Annotated in this window: 19 protein-coding genes and 1 pseudogene; 10 read left to right on the top strand and 10 right to left on the bottom strand. The window is 67.4% G+C overall.

Features of this window, described 5'->3' with window-relative positions; genetic code table 11:
• Positions 1-131, top strand: a pseudogene (locus KBZ13_RS15180) (photosystem II D2 protein (photosystem q(a) protein)); the annotation flags it as partial.
• An 88-nt stretch (positions 132-219) separates the two neighbouring features.
• On the top strand, positions 220-459 hold the full coding sequence (locus tag KBZ13_RS15185) for a hypothetical protein (protein WP_255010710.1): 240 nt from the start codon (positions 220-222) through the stop codon (positions 457-459).
• 108 nt (positions 460-567) lie between these two features.
• Here the strand turns inward: KBZ13_RS15185 and KBZ13_RS15190 are convergent, their stop codons facing one another.
• Genes KBZ13_RS15190 through KBZ13_RS15205 form a run of 4 tightly spaced genes read right to left on the bottom strand, consistent with a single transcriptional unit; the run spans position 568 to position 7,310 of the window.
• Positions 568-2,163, bottom strand: a complete 1,596-nt coding sequence (locus tag KBZ13_RS15190) for a DUF2079 domain-containing protein (RefSeq protein ID WP_409995675.1) — start codon at positions 2,161-2,163, stop codon at positions 568-570.
• 22 nt (positions 2,164-2,185) lie between these two features.
• The gene (locus tag KBZ13_RS15195; RefSeq protein WP_255010712.1) at positions 2,186-3,850 is read right to left on the bottom strand and encodes an ArnT family glycosyltransferase; all 1,665 of its coding nucleotides are present in this window, start codon (positions 3,848-3,850) and stop codon (positions 2,186-2,188) included.
• Complete coding sequence (locus KBZ13_RS15670) at positions 3,847-5,361, bottom strand: ArnT family glycosyltransferase (RefSeq protein WP_261359090.1); 1,515 nt, start codon at positions 5,359-5,361, stop codon at positions 3,847-3,849. Before KBZ13_RS15670 ends, KBZ13_RS15195 begins: the two co-directional genes overlap by 4 nt.
• 11 nt (positions 5,362-5,372) lie before the next feature.
• Positions 5,373-7,310 (bottom strand): glycosyltransferase family 39 protein, encoded by a 1,938-nt coding sequence (locus tag KBZ13_RS15205; RefSeq protein ID WP_255010714.1) that lies wholly within the window; start codon positions 7,308-7,310, stop codon positions 5,373-5,375.
• Positions 7,311-7,600: 290 nt separating this feature from the next.
• Between KBZ13_RS15205 and KBZ13_RS15210 the strand changes: the two genes are divergently transcribed.
• From KBZ13_RS15210 to KBZ13_RS15220, 3 genes are all read left to right on the top strand, one after another.
• Complete coding sequence (locus KBZ13_RS15210) at positions 7,601-9,229, top strand: iron uptake porin (RefSeq protein WP_255010716.1); 1,629 nt, start codon at positions 7,601-7,603, stop codon at positions 9,227-9,229.
• Positions 9,230-9,523: 294 nt separating this feature from the next.
• Positions 9,524-11,233 (top strand): iron uptake porin, encoded by a 1,710-nt coding sequence (locus KBZ13_RS15215; protein ID WP_255010718.1) that lies wholly within the window; start codon positions 9,524-9,526, stop codon positions 11,231-11,233.
• 145 nt (positions 11,234-11,378) lie between these two features.
• Positions 11,379-12,047 carry a J domain-containing protein gene (locus tag KBZ13_RS15220; protein WP_255010720.1) on the top strand — a complete coding sequence of 223 codons (669 nt, stop codon included), beginning with the start codon at positions 11,379-11,381 and terminating at the stop codon, positions 12,045-12,047.
• On the opposite strand, the gene ndhO is transcribed toward KBZ13_RS15220, so the two are convergent.
• Positions 12,044-12,298: an NAD(P)H-quinone oxidoreductase subunit O gene (gene ndhO, locus KBZ13_RS15225; RefSeq protein WP_255010721.1), complete on the bottom strand. Its 255-nt coding sequence runs from the start codon at positions 12,296-12,298 to the stop codon at positions 12,044-12,046. The two genes, KBZ13_RS15220 and ndhO, sit on opposite strands and share 4 nt — an antisense overlap.
• Positions 12,299-12,399: 101 nt before the next feature.
• Between ndhO and KBZ13_RS15230 the strand changes: the two genes are divergently transcribed.
• Positions 12,400-13,635 (top strand): cation:proton antiporter, encoded by a 1,236-nt coding sequence (locus tag KBZ13_RS15230; RefSeq protein WP_255010723.1) that lies wholly within the window; start codon positions 12,400-12,402, stop codon positions 13,633-13,635.
• A gap of 28 nt (positions 13,636-13,663) precedes the next feature.
• Positions 13,664-14,605, top strand: a complete 942-nt coding sequence (locus KBZ13_RS15235; protein WP_255010725.1) for a TIGR01777 family oxidoreductase — start codon at positions 13,664-13,666, stop codon at positions 14,603-14,605.
• On the opposite strand, the gene KBZ13_RS15240 is transcribed toward KBZ13_RS15235, so the two are convergent.
• The 4 genes from KBZ13_RS15240 to KBZ13_RS15255 are packed head-to-tail and all read right to left on the bottom strand — an operon-like array spanning position 14,562 to position 16,928.
• Positions 14,562-14,858 (bottom strand): hypothetical protein, encoded by a 297-nt coding sequence (locus KBZ13_RS15240; protein WP_255010727.1) that lies wholly within the window; start codon positions 14,856-14,858, stop codon positions 14,562-14,564. The two genes, KBZ13_RS15235 and KBZ13_RS15240, sit on opposite strands and share 44 nt — an antisense overlap.
• A complete protein-coding gene (locus tag KBZ13_RS15245) occupies positions 14,851-16,068 on the bottom strand; it encodes a lipid-A-disaccharide synthase-related protein (protein ID WP_255010729.1) in 1,218 nt (405 codons plus the stop codon). The genes KBZ13_RS15240 and KBZ13_RS15245 overlap by 8 nt, the downstream gene beginning before the upstream one ends.
• Positions 16,065-16,484: a hypothetical protein gene (locus tag KBZ13_RS15250; protein ID WP_255010731.1), complete on the bottom strand. Its 420-nt coding sequence runs from the start codon at positions 16,482-16,484 to the stop codon at positions 16,065-16,067. Before KBZ13_RS15250 ends, KBZ13_RS15245 begins: the two co-directional genes overlap by 4 nt.
• Before the next feature lie 54 nt (positions 16,485-16,538).
• Complete coding sequence (locus KBZ13_RS15255; RefSeq protein WP_255010732.1) at positions 16,539-16,928, bottom strand: iron-sulfur cluster assembly accessory protein; 390 nt, start codon at positions 16,926-16,928, stop codon at positions 16,539-16,541.
• Between the two features lie 89 nt (positions 16,929-17,017).
• Here KBZ13_RS15255 and zds point away from each other — a divergent pair, with 89 nt between their 5' ends.
• The 3 genes from zds to KBZ13_RS15270 are packed head-to-tail and all read left to right on the top strand — an operon-like array spanning position 17,018 to position 19,552.
• Positions 17,018-18,511 (top strand): 9,9'-di-cis-zeta-carotene desaturase, encoded by a 1,494-nt coding sequence (gene zds / locus KBZ13_RS15260; protein WP_255010741.1) that lies wholly within the window; start codon positions 17,018-17,020, stop codon positions 18,509-18,511.
• Positions 18,512-18,516: 5 nt separating this feature from the next.
• Positions 18,517-18,963 (top strand): SRPBCC family protein, encoded by a 447-nt coding sequence (locus KBZ13_RS15265; RefSeq protein WP_255010743.1) that lies wholly within the window; start codon positions 18,517-18,519, stop codon positions 18,961-18,963.
• The gene (locus KBZ13_RS15270) at positions 18,950-19,552 is read left to right on the top strand and encodes a hypothetical protein (RefSeq protein ID WP_255010745.1); all 603 of its coding nucleotides are present in this window, start codon (positions 18,950-18,952) and stop codon (positions 19,550-19,552) included. The genes KBZ13_RS15265 and KBZ13_RS15270 overlap by 14 nt, the downstream gene beginning before the upstream one ends.
• Here KBZ13_RS15270 and KBZ13_RS15275 read toward each other — a convergent pair.
• Positions 19,536-20,369 carry a uroporphyrinogen-III synthase gene (locus KBZ13_RS15275; RefSeq protein ID WP_255010747.1) on the bottom strand — a complete coding sequence of 278 codons (834 nt, stop codon included), beginning with the start codon at positions 20,367-20,369 and terminating at the stop codon, positions 19,536-19,538. The genes KBZ13_RS15270 and KBZ13_RS15275 overlap by 17 nt on opposite strands.
• Between the last annotated feature and the right edge of the window lie 2 nt (positions 20,370-20,371).

Raw genomic sequence — 20,371 nt, forward strand, 5'->3', positions numbered from 1 at the left:
AATTCGAAACCTTCTACACGAAGAACATTCTTCTGAACGAAGGTCTGCGTGCCTGGATGGCACCAGCTGACCAGCCTCACGAAAACTTCATCTTCCCCGAAGAGGTTCTGCCCCGTGGTAACGCTCTTTGAGCGCTGATTGTTAGCCAGCAAGGCGCCTCGCAAGGGGCGCCTTTTTTTTGTGCGTTCCGCTTCGCGGGGTTACGTCTCAAGGTGGTGGGTGCCCCCGCCAGTGAAGCGGCATGACCCCTGGGGGCAGGGCCAGAAACCCCGCTGGGGCCTCGCGATCAGCCTGGAAAGTCCGATACCATCGGCGGGTTCCGTCAGCAGTGACGTGGCAGCGGATTTCGGTTCGCCGCCGCAGGCGTCGCCGGCTGGCTTCAATCCCCCCAAGGAGGAGGTGCCCGTGAGCCACAGTTCCATGACCCAGGGTCTGCTGATCGCGGAGAACGCCGGCTGATTTCGGCGCCTGTTTCCTGATCAATCGGTTCCGCGACAGAGCGGACCCGGCGAGAGCCCCCGATGTCCTGCTTCCTGCGGGGTGTCGGGGGCATCGTTTTGGCTCCGTTCAACCGGGCCGCCGCTGCTGCTCCAGGCGGATTGCGCCAAGCAGGGCCTCCAGTGGCCGCTGGGGCTCCTCCAGATCACTCTGGCCGCGCTGCAGCAGCACCACCCCATCGCGGAACGCCCGCACCCCATAGGTTGCCCGCAACGACCTGAGTGCTTCCAGGCTGCCCTCCAGGGCCCCGCGATCGCTGCGGAACGCGTTGGCGTAGCGGCGCAGCCAATCCAGGTCCAGGGCGATCCACTCCACGGCCTTGCTGTTGCCCTGGCGATCCCGGTACATCACCCCTTCCGGGAAGCGGATCAACACCGACCGTTGGGCCAGATGGGGAATCAACGGGGTGTTGGCGGCCACGCTGGCTTCGGCGGGAATCAGGCGCAGAAGCTCCCGGGCGGCGACCCCATGGTTCCACTGCCGTGCTGGTGAGCTGTACACCCAGGGGTTGAGGCTGTCGGGAATCAGGAACGAGAGGCTGCGGTTCGGGTTCGCCAGCAGGGTGAACAGCAGCGAGAGGGCGATGCAACCGATCCAGACCTGGCGCAGCCGCCGCCGCGCGAAGGGCTCCGGATGGGATCGCCACCACTCGATCGCACCGGCGAACAACCCGGGTACCACCAGCAGGGCGTAGCGGATGTTGATCGAGAGGGGGTTGTTGGAGCCCTGGGCCAGGAGCAATCCCAGCAGGGGCAGCCCCATCAGCAGCCAGCTGTCGAGGCTGACCAGGGGGACCAGCATCAGGGGCAGGCCCTGGGCCAGCAGATAGCGCAGGGTGTCGCCCGGCGGAGAGATCAGCTCCATCAGCACCACCAGCGGCTGCCTGAGCGCCCTGAGCAGCACCTCCAGGCTGCTGGCCTTCTCGGCATCGCCGATGTACTGGCCGAAGTTCTCCACCATGAAACGGCGGGAGTTGTCCTCGCTGAACATCGGCATCAGCACGTTGGTGACCAGCAGCACCCAGCCGATCCCCAGTCCAGCGAGCCCCAGGGCCAGCGGCCAGCGCCGCCGTTGCCGCAGCAGGATCCAAAGGGCCACACCGACCAGCAGCACCCCCGTGTCCTCCCGGATCAGAGGCAGGAGCAGAGCGGCGACCGCCACCAGCCAGCCCTGGCGCCGTTGCAGGCCGAGCATCAACAGGAAGAAGGCCAGAGGCAGCTGAGCCAGATCCGTGAAGTTGCCCCAGGTGGGGCCGATCACGGCGTTGGCCCCGAAAAAGCTGATCGCCACGAAGGCGGCCAAGCGGGGATCCGTGAGCCTCTCGAGGGCGAGCCGATGCAGCACCAGCCCGGCGGCGGTCATGAGCCCCACCTGCACCAGCGCCAGGGCCCAGATCCCCAGCAGCCCCACCAGCGGCACCCAGAGCAGCAGGGCCGGGGTGAAATGCTGCCCGAGACGGTGATAGCCCAGGGCCGGCAGCTGGCCGGCATGGATCACGTTGGTGGACAGCTGCGACGAGAGGGTGCTCTCAAAGGGGTGCCCTCGGAGGCCGTTCCACAGCACCTGCAGGAAGATGCCCTGGTCGTAGGAGGCGGTGAGCACCTGCAGGCGCCACCACTGCAGCAGGAGCCCGACCACGGCGAACAGCAGGGCGGCCACCAGCACGGCCCGGTCGGCCCGTGCCGCCTCAGGGGGGCGGGGCTGCTGAGTGCCCGGGTTGGGCGCAGTGCCAGCGTTGCCAGTTCTGGTCACCAACAACCTCCAGGCGGCAGAGCGATCCCTTGGGGAGCAGTATCCGTGCCGGGGGGTCGCTGGCCTGGCGGATCAGATCGAACGGACCGGGAATCCCGGCGTCCTGGTCATCCGGCAAGCGCAGCACCTCACGCTGGGCGTACCAGCGCAGGCTGGGCCGCTCGGCCGCGTCCCCATCCATGTACACCGGTGGCCGCTCGCCCGCCGCCAGGGCCGCTGCCGGAAGCACCGACCAGCGCTCATTGAGCTCCCAGTTCCACAGGGGGCTGGTGGCCAGCAGCAGTAGCGACAACCACCAACCGGAAGTGAGCAGCAGCAGGCCCTGCCGCCGGCGCGATTCCATCGGCCGCAGCAGCAGCCATCCGCCTCCGAGCAAGCCGACCCCCGCCGGAAGCGGCAGCCAGCGGTAGGGGGCCAGGGCCGCCTGGCCCGGCAGGTTGGCCACCGTCCACGCTGCAAGCAGAACTCCGCCCAGCACCATCCAGAACCAGGGCAGGCGCCGCAGCACCCCACCTCGGGCCCCCCTTGGGCAGAGCAGGTCGGCCAGCGGCACAGCGCACAGCAGGGCGAAGGGCAGCCAGAGGGGGTGGCTGTACCAAGGCAACTGGGTGCGCAGGGGCAGGATGGAGGCGGCCATCACGGCTTGCAGCACCAGGCACCACCGCCCCCAGGCCCGATGCCGCTGCCGCCAGGCCATCACCACACTGATCGGCCAGAGCGGCAGCCAGGGCCAGCCCCCTTCGAGCACCTTCAATACCGGCACCCTCCAGCCCAGGGAACTGCCTTCGCCCGCATCCAGCAAAACCCTGCCCACCCCGTCGCCCCCCCAGAGCCAGAGGGCCTGCTGGCCGCGCATCAGGCCGTGATACGCGTGCCAGGCCAGGCCAGGCACCAGGCCAAGCGCCAGCCCGGCCAGGAGCCAGCGCCAGCGCCGCGGGCCGGGGGTGGGGTCGAACGCCAGGCCCAGGCCACCGGCCAGCAGGGCGGGCAGCAGGATCGGCGCCTTCAGCAACAGCAGGGAACTTCCCGCCAGGCCCGCCAGGGCGCCGCTGGGCCAGGCCCGCTTCGCGCTGCGGCTGCGCAGCAATGCCCACCAGAGCAGGGCCATGGCACTCAGCTGGGCGCCGTCCAGCATGGCCAGCCGCCCCTGGCGCATCACCGGCAGCAGGGTGAGCAGGATGGCGGCGGTGGCCAGGGCTGCAGTGCGTTGGCTTGGCCGCAACTGCCATTGCACAAGGCCGCCCAGGGGCACCACCAGCGTGGAAAGCACCGCCGGCACCAGCCGCACCACCCACTCGGGCGGCAGGGCGGAGGCAGGGGCTCCGGAAAGCTGATGCCAACAGGCGATCACCGCGGCGATCAGCCAATGCAGCCCCGGGGGCTTGTTGAGGTAGTCATGGCCCCAAATGGTGGGCAGAAGGCCCTGGGGCAGGCCCCGATTGGCGATCTCCAGGGCCACCCGCGCCACGATGCCCTCGTCCCAGTCGCGCAGCGGCAGGTTGCCCAGCCCGGCCAGGGCCAGCACCAGCGCGGCCGCCCAGAGCAGAAGCAGCAGGCGCCAGGGGGGTGGGCCAAGAGAAGGACTCACAGGAGGGGTCATGGAGCGGTGGTTCCTGCGTTCAGCGGCACAACGAAAGCAGAACCACTCGGACATCCCGGCGGCTGGGCGCAGACCCAGCGACGCAGACGGTCTTTCTCGGGGCCATCGGGGAAGGGCCTGTAACTCTCGATCACCGCAAAGCTGCCCGCCACCGCATCGGCGCCCTTCCGGCGCCAGGCGGCAGCCTCCTGCTCGCTGAGGGCCTCGGGAGTCACAAGCCAGCCCTTGCGGTTCGCCAGGTAGAGCACGGTGGGATCGGGGCCGCTCATCACCACCACGCGGGCCTGCTCAGGGGTGCTGGCCTGAATCTGGCGGCCCAGCTCCCAGGCGGCCGAGCCGGTGATGCGCTCCCGGCTCCAGTAGTCAACTCCCAGAATGGTGAGACTGACCAGCACCATCAGGCTGAGCACAGCCCAGGCCCCACGCCGCCAGCCGATCGACCCCGAGCGCAGTCGCACCCAGCCCTGGCCCATCAGCGGACAGGCGAACAGCATCAGCGGCAACTGGTAGTACTCATGCACAGCGGTGGTTTCTGGGGCCAGGGCGCCCGCCACCACCACCGCCACCAGACCCAGCGGCAGCACCCGTACCAGCGGGTGAACCCCGGCGGCTGAGCCAGCGCGGGGCGGCAGCAGGCCCAGGATCAGCAGGGGCACCCCCAGCACGGCCAGGTTGCGCACCGCCACCCGCAGGGCCAGCTCCCCCCAGTAGCTGAACCCCAGCAGGTCGGACCAGGTGTAGCGGTTCGCCTGGCCGCCCCAGAAGCCGAAACTGAGACCGCTGCTTTCCCCCAGCTGGCGGGCATGCCAGTACCAGAGCGCGGTCACCGCGGCGGCTCCCAGTGGATAGAGCCAGGCAATGGGACGGCGAAGCGCCTGCACCCACCCCCCCTGTCCCCGCGCCCAGAGCCAGAGCAGGGGCGCCCCCAGCCAAAGGAAGGGGAGCACCTTCACCAGGCATGCCCCGCTGAAGGCCAGCCACGACACCAGCACAGCGGAGCGCCGCCCCCCTTCCAGCCAGACCAGAAAGCGTTCCAACGCCAGGGCCGCCAGCAGCATCAGCAGGGCCTCCGGTTGCACCGTGCGTCCGTAGAACACTGGAATCGGCAACACGGCATAGAAAATCCCCCCCCACCAGCCGGCCCGCTCTCCCAGCAGCCGCCGACCGATGCGGATGACGAGGAAGATCGTGAGCACGCTGCAGAGCACCGACAGCCCGCGAGCCAGCCACTCGTGTACCCCAAACAGCCTGTAGAGCAGGGCCACCCCGTAGGGGTAAAGGGGAAACTCGGCTTCCACCAGGCCGCTGCCGGCACCGCCCCAGTCGATCTGGGGCAGCCAGAACCGCATCCCCTGTTCGGCGAAGTTGCGGGCCATGGCGGCCGTGTCCGCCTGGCGCCAGCTGTGGATGCCCAGGATCGGTGCCTGGATCTGCACCAGGCGTAAGGTCGCCCCGATCAGCAGCGGTAGCCAGAGCGGCAGGGGATGGCCCTTGGAACGGCTGACGCCCATGGTTCAGCAGGTTATTGGGAGGGCGCTGGCGGGTTGCTCAGTTGGCCCTGCACCGCATCCACCGCCGCCGGCAGGGAAGAGCGAAGCGCGGGAATCCGGGTGAGGTTGCCGCTGAGGCTGACGGCCAGATCCGCCAAGCCCTTCAGAACCGGCTCGTCATGGCGATTTTGTGCCGCCTGGGCCACGGCGGCGGCCTGGGGGGCGCGCCAATCGGCCAGCAGCACCACCGAGTGGTAGGCCGCTGGCCAGGGGTTGGCGGGTTCGAGCGTTTCCAGGCGGCTGAACCACTGGGAGGCGACCATCGGGCGGTTCTGCAGCACCCCGAGCAGGGCCAGGCTCCAGAGGGCATCGCGATCGTCGGGGTTGATGCGCAGTTTCTCGTTGGCCCAGCGGGCCACTCGCTCCTGGTAACGGAAATGTCCGTCGAGCTGGTGTTCAGGGCCGATGCTGGCGAACACGGCCGCCAGTCCCCTGGGGCCCTGCTCCATCCCCCGGGCCAGGCCGATGAAGCGCTGATCGAAGCGCGTCGGTGCTGGCGCGTCGGCCCGCCGGCGCCAGAGCTCAATGGAGCGCCCCTCGTTCCAGGACCAGCGGCTCAACCGTTCGAAGCGGCCGTCGCTGCGCACCTGGCGGCTCAGCTGGCGGGACACCTCCCGGTGGGTGCCCTGGTCACCGGTGGCCAGCACCAGCCATTCCGCCTCGCGCAGCACCAAGGGATGGTCCTGCGCCCGTTTGCCGATTTCTCGTCCCACGATTTCGCCACCGCCGCTGCGGCCGAACACCGTGACGTTGCTCTGATTGAAGTCACCGGTCGTCGGAATCACGATCACCGTGGTGGGGGCGGTGCCCACCCGTTGGCGCAGGACGCGGATCAGTTCCGCCATCGGGAAGGGCGGTTTGCGCTCCAGAGCTTCAGCTCGCTCTGCGGCGGTGGTGGTGGCGCCGCCGATCAGCCCAAGGCCCAGCATGGCCAGGGCGGCCTTGCGCCCCCAGCGGGCGCGGAACCAGAGGAGCAGGACCCACCAGCCCCGGGCCAGCAGCAGCACCAGCAGGGGCAGCACCGGCGCGATGTAGCGGGGGTCCTTGTTGGGGCTCAAGGTCGTGAACAGCCAGCCGCTGAAGGCGCAGCCGATCAACCAGCTCCAGTCCCAACCTTGGCCGGTTTCCGGGGCGCTGGGCTGAAGGTGTTTCCTCCAGGAACTGGTCGCCGCCGCCAGACCTCCGACCAGCCCTGGTAAGCCATTCATGAGTCCCAGCTGTTCGGGCCAAAGCCTGAGGTACCAGAGCAGGCTGGCCAGACTGAACGCTGGCGGATCTCCTTCCTGGGCGGCGGACTCCAGCACCGCCCTGTTGGTGCCACCGATCGTGGTGATCCAGTTGTGCTGCAGCCAGGGAAGAATCAGGGCGAGCACCAACCCCAAAGCGGCCAGAACCTGCAGTCGCCGTTGAGGTCGACCCAGGCCCATGGCTGCGGCCCAGAGTGCGGGGAGGAGCACCACCAATAGTGCGCTCTGCTTCACCAGCACGGCGGCCGCCAGCGCCAGGGCGGCCGCGCCCGCCTGTCCCCAGCTGCCGCCGCGGGGATCGGGTGCCGCCCAGCGTCCGAGCAGCCAGAGGGCCAGTGCGCTGGTGGCCGCCAGGGGCAGATCGAGCGTGAAGTCAACCCGCAGGGCCACCAGGGCCGGGGTGGTGCTGGTGAGTGCCGCGGCCAACAGGCCGAAGCCTGGCGAAACCAGCTGGCGCCCCCAGCAGGCCACCACCACCAGCAGCAGGCCCTGCCAGATCGCCAGGGCCCAGCTGGCCTGATCGGGGCTGTCGCCGGCCAAGGCGATCACCGTGCCGTTCAGGAGGCTGGCGAGGGGGGGGATCTTCGGCGACAGATCCAGAAGCGCCTGCCAACCCTGCCAGCCGCCGCCGGGCAGCAGTCCAAGGGCGCGGCCATGGTCCACGGCGCTGTTCAGGTAATCGGCCTGGTCCCAGGAGGGCAGCCGTTGATCCAGTTGCAGCCAGAGCCTGTCGGCCAGGGTGCCGGCGGCCCAGATCAGGCACAGGGCCAGCCACCAGAGCCAGGGTCGGGGGAAGCGGAACGTCAGGGGCCCGGGGCAACCAGGCGCTCAGTCTGAACCGGCGGCTCAGTGCTCACGGACGTTGTGCTTTCTGGCACATCGATCCTTGAGAACTTGGGGCATTAGGGGGATTATTTGGTCGGCGCATTGCGCCTCTTGTGTGTGAGGACCCCATGAAACTTTTCCAGCAACTCCTGCTGGCCCCCGCAGCCCTGGGCCTTCTGGCTCCGATGGCTGCTTCGGCCGCAGATCTCAACCTTGACGCCGTCAACAAGTACGCCGGCGCCGAGGAGCAAGTCACCAGCATCACTCAGTTTTCCGACGTCCAGCCCACCGCCTGGGCCTACCAAGCGCTCTCGAACCTGGTCGAGCGCTACGGCTGCGTCGCCGGCTATCCCAACGGCACCTTCAAAGGCGGTCAGGCCCTGACCCGCTGGGAAGCCGCTGCCCTGCTCAACGCTTGTCTTGATCGGATCACCGAAGTGACCGACGAACTCAAGCGGCTCATGAAGGAGTTCCAGAAGGAACTCGCCGTGCTGCGCGGCCGCGTCGATGGCCTTGAGGCCAAAGTGGGAGAACTGGAGGCCAACCAGTTCTCAACCACCACCAAGCTGCGTGGTGTGGCCACCTTCACCATCGGTGCTAACGCCTTCAGCGGTGATGCCAACGCCACCCTGGGTGAATCCGTTCTCCTCGGCGGCAAAGTATTGCCTGGTGGGAACTTCGCAGGAGCCTCTTCGTTCCTGCAAGGCGCCACCGCCATGAACTACAACCTCGACCTCTTCCTGGACACCAGCTTCACCGGGAAGGACCTGCTCCGCACTCGCCTGCGTGCCGGCAACTTCGGCGCCAGCCCCTGGGGTGCCGCCAATGCCAATAACCTGGTCGGCCTGAACGCCTTCGAGGTGTCCTTCGAGGGCGCACCGGGTGCGGACACCGTGATGGTGAATCGCCTCTTCTATCAGTTCCCCATCGGCAGCAACTTCACCGCCACCGTTGGTGCGAAGGTCCGTCAGGACGACATGCTGGCCCTGTGGCCCAGCGCCTACCCCGCTGACACCGTTCTCGACATCTTCACCTACGGCGGTGCCCCCGGCACCTACAGCCTGAACCTCGGTTCTGGCGCGGGTCTCTGGTGGAAGAGCGGCGGCTGGAGCATCAGCGCCAACTACGTCTCCGCCAACGGCAATAACGGCAATCCCAACGTCGGTGGCATCGGCACCGACGGTGCTGCCCAGACCGGCACCGCCCAGATCGCCTACTCAGGCACCAACTACGGCTTGGCAGCGGCCTACACCTACACCACGCCCCAAGGCGGCATTGCCGGCCTTTACGGTGGTAACGGCACTCCCCTGGCCAACCTGGGCTTCGCTCTCTCTGACAGCGTGAGCTCCGTAGGCATCAGCGGCTACTGGACCCCCACCAGCTCCGGCTGGGTTCCTTCGGTCAGCGCAGGCTGGGGTATCAACAGCCACAGTTCGGACGTCGCCGAGATCGATGGCGCCCAGAGCCAGTCTTGGTATGTCGGCCTCCAGTGGTCCGATGTGTTCATCAAGGGCAACGCCGCCGGCATGGCTGTGGGCCAAGCCACCTTCCTGACCAAGTCGGGTGATGACAGCATCTTGTCTGCCAACGACGGCAACTATGCCTGGGAGTGGTGGTACAAGTTCCAGGTCACCGACAACATCAGCGTGACCCCGGCGATCTTCTACCTGAGTGCTCCTCTGGGTCAACTCCAGAAGGCCAACGGCGATTCCTTCGACAACTTCGGCGGCCTCGTCAAGACCACCTTCAAGTTCTGATCGTTTGATCGGAACGGCTTCGGCGAAGTTCCTCACACTCTTCTTCGCCGAAGCTTCTTTCATTCACTTTTCACAATTTCTTCCTCAATCAACCCAGCTGGTGAATCACCAGCTGGGTTTTTTCGTGCCGAGCGCGCAATTTGTTTCTGGCCAGAGTTTTTGGGCGATCGGTGCCTGTGAAGGCCGTGTAGTCCGCGCTACACGGCCGGGTAATCCTTGCCAGTCGATTTTTTTGAAAACTGGCTAATATCAGCCAGCACCCTATGGTGCTTCCTCTTTTTGGTGTGAGGACCAATGAAACTCTTCAGCAAGCTTGTGCTTGCCCCGGCCCTTTTGGGCTTGGCAACGCCGATGGCGGCTTCAGCCGCCGATCTCAATCTCACTGATTTCAACCGTTACTCGGCGCCCGTCTCCAGCAAGGAGCAGGTCACCAGCATCACCCAGTTTTCCGACGTTCAGCCCACCTCCTGGGCCTATCAGGCGCTTTCGAACCTGGTTGAGCGCTACGGCTGCGTCGCCGGCTACCCCAACGGCACCTTCAAGGGCGGTCAGCCCCTGACCCGTTGGGAAGCCGCCGCTCTGCTCAACGCTTGCCTTGATCGGATCACCGAAGTGACCGATGAGCTCCAGAGACTCCTGAAAGAGTATCAAAAAGAGCTCGCCATCCTGCGTGGTCGCGTGGATGGCCTTGAGGCCAAGGTTGGTGAGTTAGAGGCCACCCAGTTCTCCACCACGACCAAGCTGCAAGGAGAGGCCACCTTCGTTCTTGGCGGTGTGGATGCCGGTGGTGACCGGCCAGGGGCTGGTGTGTTCGGTCCTGGTGGCAGTGTCCCTGGCGGCAGCGGCCGCAATGCAGCCGATAAGTACAACCAGCAGTTCGGCGCCACCACCTTCAGCTACGACCTGCGGTTGAACCTGCTCACCAGCTTCACCGGCAAGGATTTGCTCTATACCCGTCTGCGCTCGGGCAACTTCAATAACGCCTTCAATGGCCAAGGCCTCAACCTCACGGCCCTGGACAAAGCGAGTAACGGCGCCAACAACGCCAGCGACGCGATCGGGGTTGATCGTCTCTACTACAGCTTCCCATGGGGCAAGGAGTTCACCTTCGTGCTGGGCGCCAAAGCCCGGAACACTGAGCACCTTGGGGTGACTCCAACGCTCTACGGGGGCGGCAAGGGTGAAAGGATCCTTGATCTGTTCTCGTTGAATGGCGCGCCGGGCACCTACAACAAAGCCACCGGTTCATTGGGGGCTGTGATCTGGAAGCAGAACGTCAAGAAAGGTCAGGGCCGTTTCAGCGCCTCGGCGAGCTATGTGGCTCCCCAGGGTAATGTCGGTGCGCCCAATGATGGGGACAGTAATTTCACCTGTTCCAGCGGCGAGGGTGGCATCGGCACGGATTGCTCCCGTTCCAGCTTCCTCACCCAGCTCGCCTATACCGCTCCCCAGTGGAGCGTCTCGGCGGCCTACCGCTATGGCCAGTCAGCATCCAACTTCCGCAGGGGCACCAATTTTGTTGCCTCCAACAGCTGGTTCCTTGCCAATGGTGAATCCAACAGTGTGGCTGTGAACGCCTACTGGCAGCCCAAGACGAGTGGCTGGGTCCCCTCCATCAGCCTGGGCTGGGGATACAACTCTCTGTCCGATAACTCGATTCGTTCCACCGGTGTCGAGTTTGTTGCCCCTTACGTCACTCAATCCCAGAGCTGGTTCGCCGGCCTCCAGTGGACCGATGTGTTCGCGAAGGGTAATTCTGCGGGCATGGCTGTTGGCCAACCCACCTTCGCCACGGCCCTTACTCGAGGCAGCAGTGGTATCGGCAACACCACTCCGACAGATGGCAACTATGCCTGGGAGTGGTGGTACAAGTTCCAGGTGACCGACAACATTTCCGTCACCCCCGCCATCTTCTACCTGAGCCGCCCCCTCGGTCAGCTCACCGGAAATGGCAATTCCTTCGACACCCTCGGCTACCTCGTTCAGACCACCTTCAAGTTCTGATCCCAAGCGCCTCCCTCACACCCCTCACGTGCTTCACGCACACCGCCCCCCTGTTTCAGGGGGGCTTTTTTCATGGCGCCAGCTGGCGGCCCGCACAATCGATCCTGATTCGGGAAAATGGGGCCTCTTCCGAGACTTGGAACCATTGCCTGCCGCCTCCAACCCCGACCCCTACCGGGTGCTGGGCGTCAGCCGCCAGGCCAGCCCGGCGGAGATCAAGGCCGCCTACCGGGCCCTGGTCAAACGCCACCACCCCGATGCCGGCGGCGGGAGCGAGGCAATCGTGGCGATCAATGCCGCCTGGGCGCTGCTCCGTGACCCGGCCCGGCGCCTGCGTCACGACCAGGTCACAGGCCATGCAGGCGCCGCCGCCGCTGCCAAGGGGCGGCCCCACCGGGCTTCAGGCGCCCAGCGGGACGGGGAGTTGCTGCGCTGGCTGCAGCAGGTCTATGGGCCGATCGACCGGCTGCTGGGGCAGGTGATCAACCCATTCCCCGCAGAGTTACGCGCCCTCTCGGCCGATCCCTACGACGATGGCTTGATGGAGGCCTTCTGCTCCTTCCTTGCGCACGGCCGTCAGCGGCTCGAGAAGGTGGAGAGCCTGTTCCAATCGATGGCCTGCCCAGCCGCCGCCAAGGGTTTTGGCCTGAGCCTCTACCACTGCCTCAGCCAGGTGCAGGACGCCCTCGCTGAGCTGGAGCGCTACACCATGGGTTATGTGGACAGCTATCTGCGCGACGGGCGCGAGATGCTGCGGGAGGCCAAGCGGCGCCGCACGCTGCTGCACGAAGAGCGGCGTCGCCTTGAGCTCTAGAAGCTTTCCAGCTGGTCGAGCCGCAGCCAGAGATCGGGCACGGGCCGGTTCCAGCGCAGCTGGGCGTGGTCGCCCTTGAGGGCCAGCACCTCGCCGGGCCCCTCGAACAGGTAAGCCGGTGGCTGGGGATCACTGGCGGCGGCCTCGAGGCTGCCGAGATAGGCGCTTCGGTTCACCTTCACCAGGGAGCCCTTCTTGATCGGAGCCACCGCTGGGCTGGGGGCCGAGGCCGTGCTGGGGGTTTCAGCCATCGCGACTCGGGAACGATCCATGTGTGTGCAGGTTACCGGCCCTGGCGGTGGAGACGCCGCATCAGCAGGCCTATAAGAGGGCCAGAACGGGGCGCGCGGTCTTGACTCACAACCTGGCCCTTTCGCTGACGCTGTTCGGCGGGCTGCTGCTGATGGCTGTGTGGCTTGACGACATGGCCGCCCGGATCAGGGTGCCCGGCATCCTGCTGGTGCTGGTGCTGGGTCTCCTGATCGACAACAACCTCAGCGCACTGCCAGGTGATTCCCCGCCCCTGCTGAGCCTGGCCAACGCGGAGCAGATCTCTCAGTTGGCGCTGGTGCTGGTGCTCTTCTTCGGTGGGCTCACCACCAACTGGAGGGAAATGCGCCTGGTGGTTCGGCCCGCCGTGCGGCTGGCCACCCTCGGTTCGTTGTTGACCGCCGCCTTGGTCACCGCCTACATCCTCGGTCTGCAGAGCCTGCCCTTCTCGGCGGTGCCCGTGAGCCTGGCTGTCGCCCTGTTCATCGGCGCGATGGTCTGCAGCACCGATGCCTCCGCCACCCTGGGTTTGCTGCGTCCCCTTGTGGGGCGACTGCCGCAACGGCTGATCGATCTTCTGGAGTGCGAGTCAGCCCTCAACGACCCCATGGCCGTGGTGCTGGCGGGGCTGGCCCTGGCGCTTGCGGCGGGGGATGCGGGGCAGGGATCTGAGGTGGTGGTGGAGGTGATGCGCCAGTTTCTGCTCGGGGTGTTTCTGGGCTTCATCGGTGGCAAGGCCGCCACGCTTCTGCTCAGCAGTCAGCGGAGCCAGTCCTATGGACGTCTTGGGGCGATCGTCAGCCTGGCGTTGCTGATGGTGGTGGCGGGGGGCTCGAACCTTGTGGGGGCCAGCGGCTTGCTGGCGGCCTATCTGATGGGCCTGGTGCTGGGCAACGACCCCCAGGTGGATCGGCCGCTGCTGGAGGAGTCCCATGCCGGTTTCGCCAAGCTGGCCGAGCTGGTGTTGTTTCTCTGCCTGGGGCTTGTGGTGGAGCCCAACGACGTGGTCAATGATCTGTTCTGGGCGCTGTTGCTCCTGATCGGCATGGTTCTCTCCCGTTGGGTCGTGGTGGAGCTGTTGCTGCTGCGATCCGGGTTCCAGTGGCCCCAGCGGCTGTTCACCACCCTGGCGGGCCTGCGCGGGGCTGTGCCGGTGGCCATCGCCATTCAGGCTGCCGCCAGCCCGGTGGCCTGGGGCCAGATGATGCCACCCCTGGCCCTGGCGGTGGTGCTGCTGGGTCTGATGACTCAGGGGCTGTCCCTGGTGCCGGTGGCGCGTTGGCTGGGCCTGGCCCAGGACACGCCCGCTGCCCCATAGCCTGGTCTTTCCTTTTGCACTGACCCGCGTGCGCCTGTTGCTCCTTGGCTGCACCGGTTTCGTGGGCCGCGAGCTGGTGCCCCATCTGCTCGGGCGGGGTCACCAGATCACCGTGCTGAGCCGTCGCCCCGGGGCCCTTCCGGCTCTCGGATCGGCAGAGCTCGATCGGCTGGTGCTCGATCCCGCTCAGCCTGCGAGCTGGCAGGACCCGGCTCTGATCGCCGCTTTGAGGGCGGCCGAGGGGGTGGTGAACCTGGCGGGGGAACCGATCGCCGAGCGCCGCTGGAGCCCCGCCCAGCTGCAGCTGCTGGTGGACAGCCGGGTGCGCAGCACCGAGCTGCTGGTGGAGGCGATCAAGGCGGCTGGGGCTCCGCCGGCGGTGCTCGTGAATGGTTCGGCCGTGGGTTATTACGGCACCGATCGCGACGCCCGCTTCGATGAGGGCAGCCCGGCGGGCAGCGACGTGCTGGGCCGGCTCTGCGGGGCCTGGGAGGCGGCGGCCGATGGGGCGCTTGCGGCTGGAGTGGGCCGGCTGGTGAAGCTGCGCATCGGCATCGTGCTCGGACCCGATGGCGGCGCCCTCGGCAAGATGCTGCCGGTCTTCCGGGCCGGCTTCGGCGGCCCCATTGGCTCGGGCCGGCAATGGATGAGCTGGATCCAGCGCACGGATCTCTGCCGTCTGGTGGCCGCGGCCCTGGAGGATCCCGCCTTCGATGGCACCTACAACGCTGTGGCCCCCAAGCCGGTGACCATGGCCGTCTTTGCCTCCAGCCTCGGCCGGGTGCTGGGTCGCCCCAGCCTGCTGCCGGTGCCAGGACCGCTGCTGCAGCTCCTGCTCGGCGATGGGGCCCAGGTGGTGCTGGAGGGTCAGCAGGTGCTCCCTGAGCGCCTGCTGCATCAGGGCTTTGCCTTCAGCTATCCCGAGATCAGCGCTGCCCTCGCCGCTGCCACCAGCCCAGGGCACCGCTGAGCAGCGCGGCGGCCATCAACAGCCCGATGGCGGGGGTGAACAGGGGTTCCCAGAGCCGTTGAAACAGCGCCAGGGGCGCCTCGATCTGCCGTCCGTGCAGCACCACCGCAAGGGCGAACCACAGGGCTCCTGCGATCACGAGGAACACGTCCGCCACCAGAAAATTGTCCAGGACGTTCTTGAAGCGGGCGCCTGAGCTCGGTTGATCGATGCCTGGAGTGGCAGGCGGGGCTTGGGCAGCGGGGTCAGCCATGGGCGGAATTGTGCAGGGCCTGGGCGGAGGGCCCCAGCAGGGCGGCGATCTGATGGGCCATCCTCGCCGCCCCACCGCCGGATCCGATCCGCACCTGGCCGTTGCGGTGGCAGCGATCGGATAAATCAGCATCCGCCAGCAGCACGCTGATCAGTTCAGCGCTGGCCTGAAGGTTGGCCGCAGAACCTGGTGCCCCTGGGGCGCAGAACAGGGACGGACCCAGCAGTCGCCGTTGGGCCTCGGCAAAGCCCGGGGTGAACTGGGGACCGAAACCGGGCAGTTGCAGCACCGGTTTGCCCAGTCCCACCGCCTGCTCCGCCGCCGTGCCCGTCATCGACAGCAGCAGATCGCTCTGCTGCACGATCGCCGCGAACTGGCCCCAGCGCAGCTGCAGGCCCAGGGGCCCGTGCCGCAACACCGTTCCATCAAGCCGCCAGCCCAGGGGTTCAGCCAAGGCCTTGACGCTCTCCAGGGAGAGCTCGCCCACCAGGGCCGCCTCCAGGGCCAGGGTTTCCGCCTGGCGCAGCGGCGCCGCCAGGCGGGTCAGCACCTGCAGCATCAGCTCGAGGTTGCGCTCGGCCTCCGGAAGCCGGCTGCCGGGCAGCAGCCCCAGGCGCTGGGCCGCCGGCGGCGCGCCCGGCGCCTCCAAGGGCCCGCTGGGCTCCAGAACGCGGTCGAGGAAGGGGTTGCCCAGGAAGGTCACCGGTCTCCTGAGCTGCTGGCTGAGATCGCCCGCGGTGAGAGCATCGCGGCTGAACACCCGCTGGAACCGCTGGCTGCGCAGGCAGGCGCCGCAGGGCCAGGGCAGCCGCAGACGGCCCTCGTAATGGCTGGAGTAGGCCACCAGGTAGGTGACCACCGGCCGCCGCACCAGCCAGGCCGCCAGCACCGGGATCACATCCCCCACCACCACCACCAGGTCGTAGCGGCCAGCGATGCGGGCCAGCAGCGCCAGGCGCCGCAGCAGGTAGAGCAGCTGCCCCTCGACGATCTCCGTGAGCCGGCCCAGGTGGCTCGTGTAGCCGAGCCCGCCGGTGCTGTACTCGCGGGTGTGGCCCAACACCTGCAGGCCCGCCTGGCGGTAGGCCTGGCCGTGGCCCACCAGGGGCAGGGCCGCCAGCTCGAAGCCCCTCTCGATCAGCTCCTGGCCGATCAGGGCGCCGCTGAGGTCCTCCCCGTGCCCGTTGCTGAGCAGCAGGATCCGGCTCAAGCGTCCAGCCAGCCCTTGAGTTTTTCCAGGGCCTTCCAGCCGGGCTTGCGGCTCAGCCCATCGGCGATCGAAGCGTGCAGTTCACCGGCCAGATCCGGCGCCATCGCCATCACCCGTCGCACCAGGTCCACGTGCTCACGCACCCCCTTGGCGTTGGTTTCCAGCAGGGCCAGGCTGAGATTGATGCGGGACTGGGGGTCCTGGGGGTTCAGCTTGACCGCCGTGCGCGCCGAGCGCAGCGCCTCCTGGGGCTGGTCATTGAGCAGCTGCAGCCAGGCCAGGCAAGTCCAGCCGGCGGAGTGCTGCGGTGCCTGGGCGGTGATGGCGCGGAAATCCTCCAGCACCTCAGCAGCCGGGGCCCCCTGCTGGTAGCGACCGATGGCGTCCTCGAAGAGGGTGTCGTGGCTGGCCGTCATGGTCGCGAAAGGGCGCGCGGAGCGATCACCAGAGTCCCATGGGGCCAGCCTGAACTAAACAGCGAAGGAACTGCCGCAGCCACAGGTCTGGCTGGCGTTGGGGTTGCTGAAGTTGAAGCCGCCGCCGATCAGCGCTGAACTGAAATCCAGCTGCATCCCGTAGATGTAAAGCAGGCTCTTGGGATCACTCACCACCTTGAAGGGCTGGGCCCCCTCGGGCTCGTAGATGTAAACGGCGTCATCGGCCGCGATGGCGCCGGCGTCGATGAAGTCCATCGTGTAGCTCATGCCGCTGCAGCCCCCGGAGCGCACCCCCACCCGCAGCGCCTTGGCTTCGCCCTGCTGCTGACAGAGGGTGGCCAGCTGGCGCATGGCCGGCTCGGTCACGAGGATCCCCTTGCCATCGGCGGCGGTGTGGGTGCGGGGGCTGGTTTCGACGGTCATGGGTGGCGCGGGCGAACGGGCGGGGCGGTTTCTTGAATCCACTCTATGGAGGCCGGCTTCATAGAGTCGTGGGAACCAAGGGAGAACCGGTGCGGGTTGCGATCGTGGGAGCGGGGCTGGCGGGGCTGGCCGCGGCGGTCGACCTGGTGGAGGCCGGTCACCAGGTCGACCTCTACGAGGCTCGTCCGTTCGTGGGCGGCAAGGTGGGCAGCTGGGTGGACGGTGATGGCAACCACATCGAGATGGGGCTGCACGTCTTCTTCTTCAACTACGCCAACCTTTTCGCCTTGATGCGCAAGGTGGGGGCGTTCGAGAACCTCCTGCCCAAGGACCACACCCACCTGTTCGTGAACAAAGGCGGTGATCTGCGCGAGCTGGATTTCCGTTTCCCGGTGGGTGCCCCGTTCAACGGCCTCAAGGCTTTCTTCACCACCCCCCAGCTCGACTGGATCGACAAGCTGCGCAACGCCCTGGCCCTGGGCACCAGCCCGATCGTTCGGGGCCTGGTGGATTACGACGGCGCCATGGCCGTGATCCGCGACCTCGACCGCATCAGCTTCGAGCAGTGGTTCCTGGGCCACGGCGGCAGCCGCCGCAGCATCGAGCGGATGTGGAACCCGATCGCCTATGCCCTCGGCTTCATCGACTGCGCGTCGATCTCGGCCCGCTGCATGCTCACCATCTTTCTGATGTTCGCGGTGCGCACCGAGGCCTCCAAGCTCAACCTGCTCAAGGGCTCCCCCCACCGCTGGCTCACCGGCCCGATCGTCGACTACATCGAGGCCCGCGGTGCCCGGCTGCATCTGCGCCATCGGGTCACCGACATGCCCTTCGAGGAGCGGCCCGCAGCCGGCGGCGATCCAGCCAGCACCCGCGTCACCGGCCTGGTGCTCGGCACCCCCGACGGGGAGAAGCGCATCGAGGCTGACGCCTACCTGGCCGCCTGTGACGTGCCCGGCATCCAACGGCTGCTTCCGCCCGCCTGGCGCCGGTTCCCCCAGTTCGAGAACATCTACCGGCTCGAGGCCGTGCCGGTCGCCACCGTGCAGCTTCGCTACGACGGCTGGGTCACCGAACTGGGCAACGGGGCGAGCGCCGAAGCGAAACGCCACGATCTGGCCCAGCCCTCTGGTCTGGACAACCTGCTCTACACCGCCGACGCCGATTTCAGCTGCTTCACCGATCTGGCCCTCGCCAGCCCCGTCGATTACCGCAAGCAGGGCCTCGGTTCCCTGCTGCAATGCGTGCTCACCCCAGGCGATCCCTGGATTCCGAAGAAAACCGAGGAGATCGTGGCCCACACCGATGCCCAGGTGCGGGCGTTGTTCCCCTCCGCCGGGGGCCTGAAGCTGGTCTGGAGCAACGTGGTCAAGCTGGCCCAATCGCTGTATCGGGAGGCGCCGGGCATGGAGCCCTTCCGCCCGCAGCAGGCCACCCCGGTGGCCAATTTCTTTCTGGCCGGCAGCTACACCCGCCAGGACTACATCGATTCGATGGAAGGCGCCACAATGAGCGGGAGATTGGCGGCTGCTGCCATCGTGAACGCACCCGTTGCCCTGGCGACCAACGCCGCCGTGGCCTGATTCCTATGGGCCGATGGTTGGAGCACAGCGTGACCACGGAGATCGACTCTCCCGTTGACCAGGTCTGGGAGGTCTGGAGTGATCTGGAGGCGATGCCCCGCTGGATGCGCTGGATCGAGTCGGTCAAGACCCTTGATGACCCGGATCTCACCGATTGGACCCTGGCCGCCCAGGGGTTCCGTTTCCACTGGAAAGCCCGCATCACCCAGCGGGTGCCAGCCCAGCAACTGCACTGGGAGTCGGTGGGGGGCTTGCCGACTAAAGGGGCGGTGCGCTTCTATCCACAAGGTGATGGGCGGACAGCAGTGAAACTCACGGTCAGCTACGAATTACCCGGCGTCGTGGCACCGTTGATGGAGCCCAGCATTCTTGGTGGCATCGTCACCAGGGAACTCCAGGCCAATCTGGATCGTTTTCGTGACCTGGTGCAGAGCGGTTATGGCCAAGTCTGAGCACAATTTTCTGGGACTTGCCCTGGGGATCCCAGGCAGGCCTGATCCGGCGAGGGTTCTGCTCGCCGCCTTGCCCCTGCTGGCCCTCACGGCCTGTGGGGCGCCAGCTCCGCCTCCCACCGCCGTCACGCCGCCGCCGCTGGCGGTCCCCCAGCCCCCAGCCCCCAAGCCCCCAGCCCCCGAGCCCACCACCGCGGCCACCCCGGTGCCTGGTCTCACCCCGTTGCCCACCCCCGCTGCAGTGGTGGGAGGGATTGGTCAGGGACGCCTGGATCCTTTCGCTCCGGTGGCCTCGGCCGGCTCAACCGCCACCGATGCCAATGGCAGGCCCATTTCCACGGTCAAGCCCGTGGCCCAGCTGCCGGCAGGGTTCAGTTTCACCGGGGTGGTGAGCTCCCGTGGCACCGCCCAGGCGCTGGTGCAGGTTTCCGGTCAGACGGGCCCCCTCTGCGTCGGGCCCCGGGGCTTCTGCCCAGGAGCTGGGCAGGCTCCGCTGCTCCCGCCGGGCTGGATCGTGACCACGATCGATGTCAACAACGGCCGCCTCAGCCTGCGCCAAGGCAAAGACCGAGTCAATCTGACCCTTTGAGGGCCAGCGCGCAGGCCTCCACGAGGCCGGCGAGATCGTGGGGGGAGGCTTCGGCATCCAGCCGCCCCAGCAGGTTTCTGCACACCTGACTGGTCTGGGGGCCGATCGAGACCACGGCCAGTGGGTCCAGCCGTGCTCTCCAGCACGATCCAAAGGCCTGCTCCAGCATCGAGCAGGTGTGGCGCACGGTCTTGCCGCTGCTGAAGGTGATCGCATCCACCTGGCCCCGCTCCAGGGCCGCCAGCGTCGCCGTCGGCAGGCCCGCAGGGCAGCGGGACTCGTAGGCGGCCACCTCAACCACCCGGGCACCAGCGGCCGCAAAGGCCTCCGCCAGCACGGTGCGTCCTCCGCTCTGCACCCGGGGCAACAGCAGCCGCAGGCCCCAGCCTGAAACCGGGAAGTTCTCCAGCAGGCTGTCGGCCACGAACTCCGGGGGCACGAAGTCCGCCGCTGCCCCCAGCTCCTCGAGTCGGGCGGCCGTCTTGCGGCCCACCGCAGCGATCTTGAGGCTGCGGGGACGGTGGGCCAGGGCCTGGCCCCGGCGCTCCAGCCGTGCCTGCACCGCCTCCACGCCATTGGTGCTGGAGAGGATCAGCCAGTGGAAGCTGTCCCAATCAGCCAGGGCATCATCCAATGGGCCCCATTCATCGGGGGGGCCGATCACCAGGGCAGGCAGATCCAGCACTTCGGCCCCGGCCGCCTCGAACAGCCGCCGGGCTTCCCCCAGTTGCCGTTCGGCCCGGGTCACCGCGATGCGCCGGCCAGCGAGGGCCCCGGCGGCATTGGTCCCTCCCGAGTCGTGGTCGGGGGCGTCCACGC

The sequence above is a fragment of the Cyanobium sp. ATX 6F1 genome (genome assembly GCF_024346315.1).
In the GTDB taxonomy this organism is placed as follows: Bacteria; Cyanobacteriota; Cyanobacteriia; order PCC-6307; family Cyanobiaceae; genus ATX-6F1.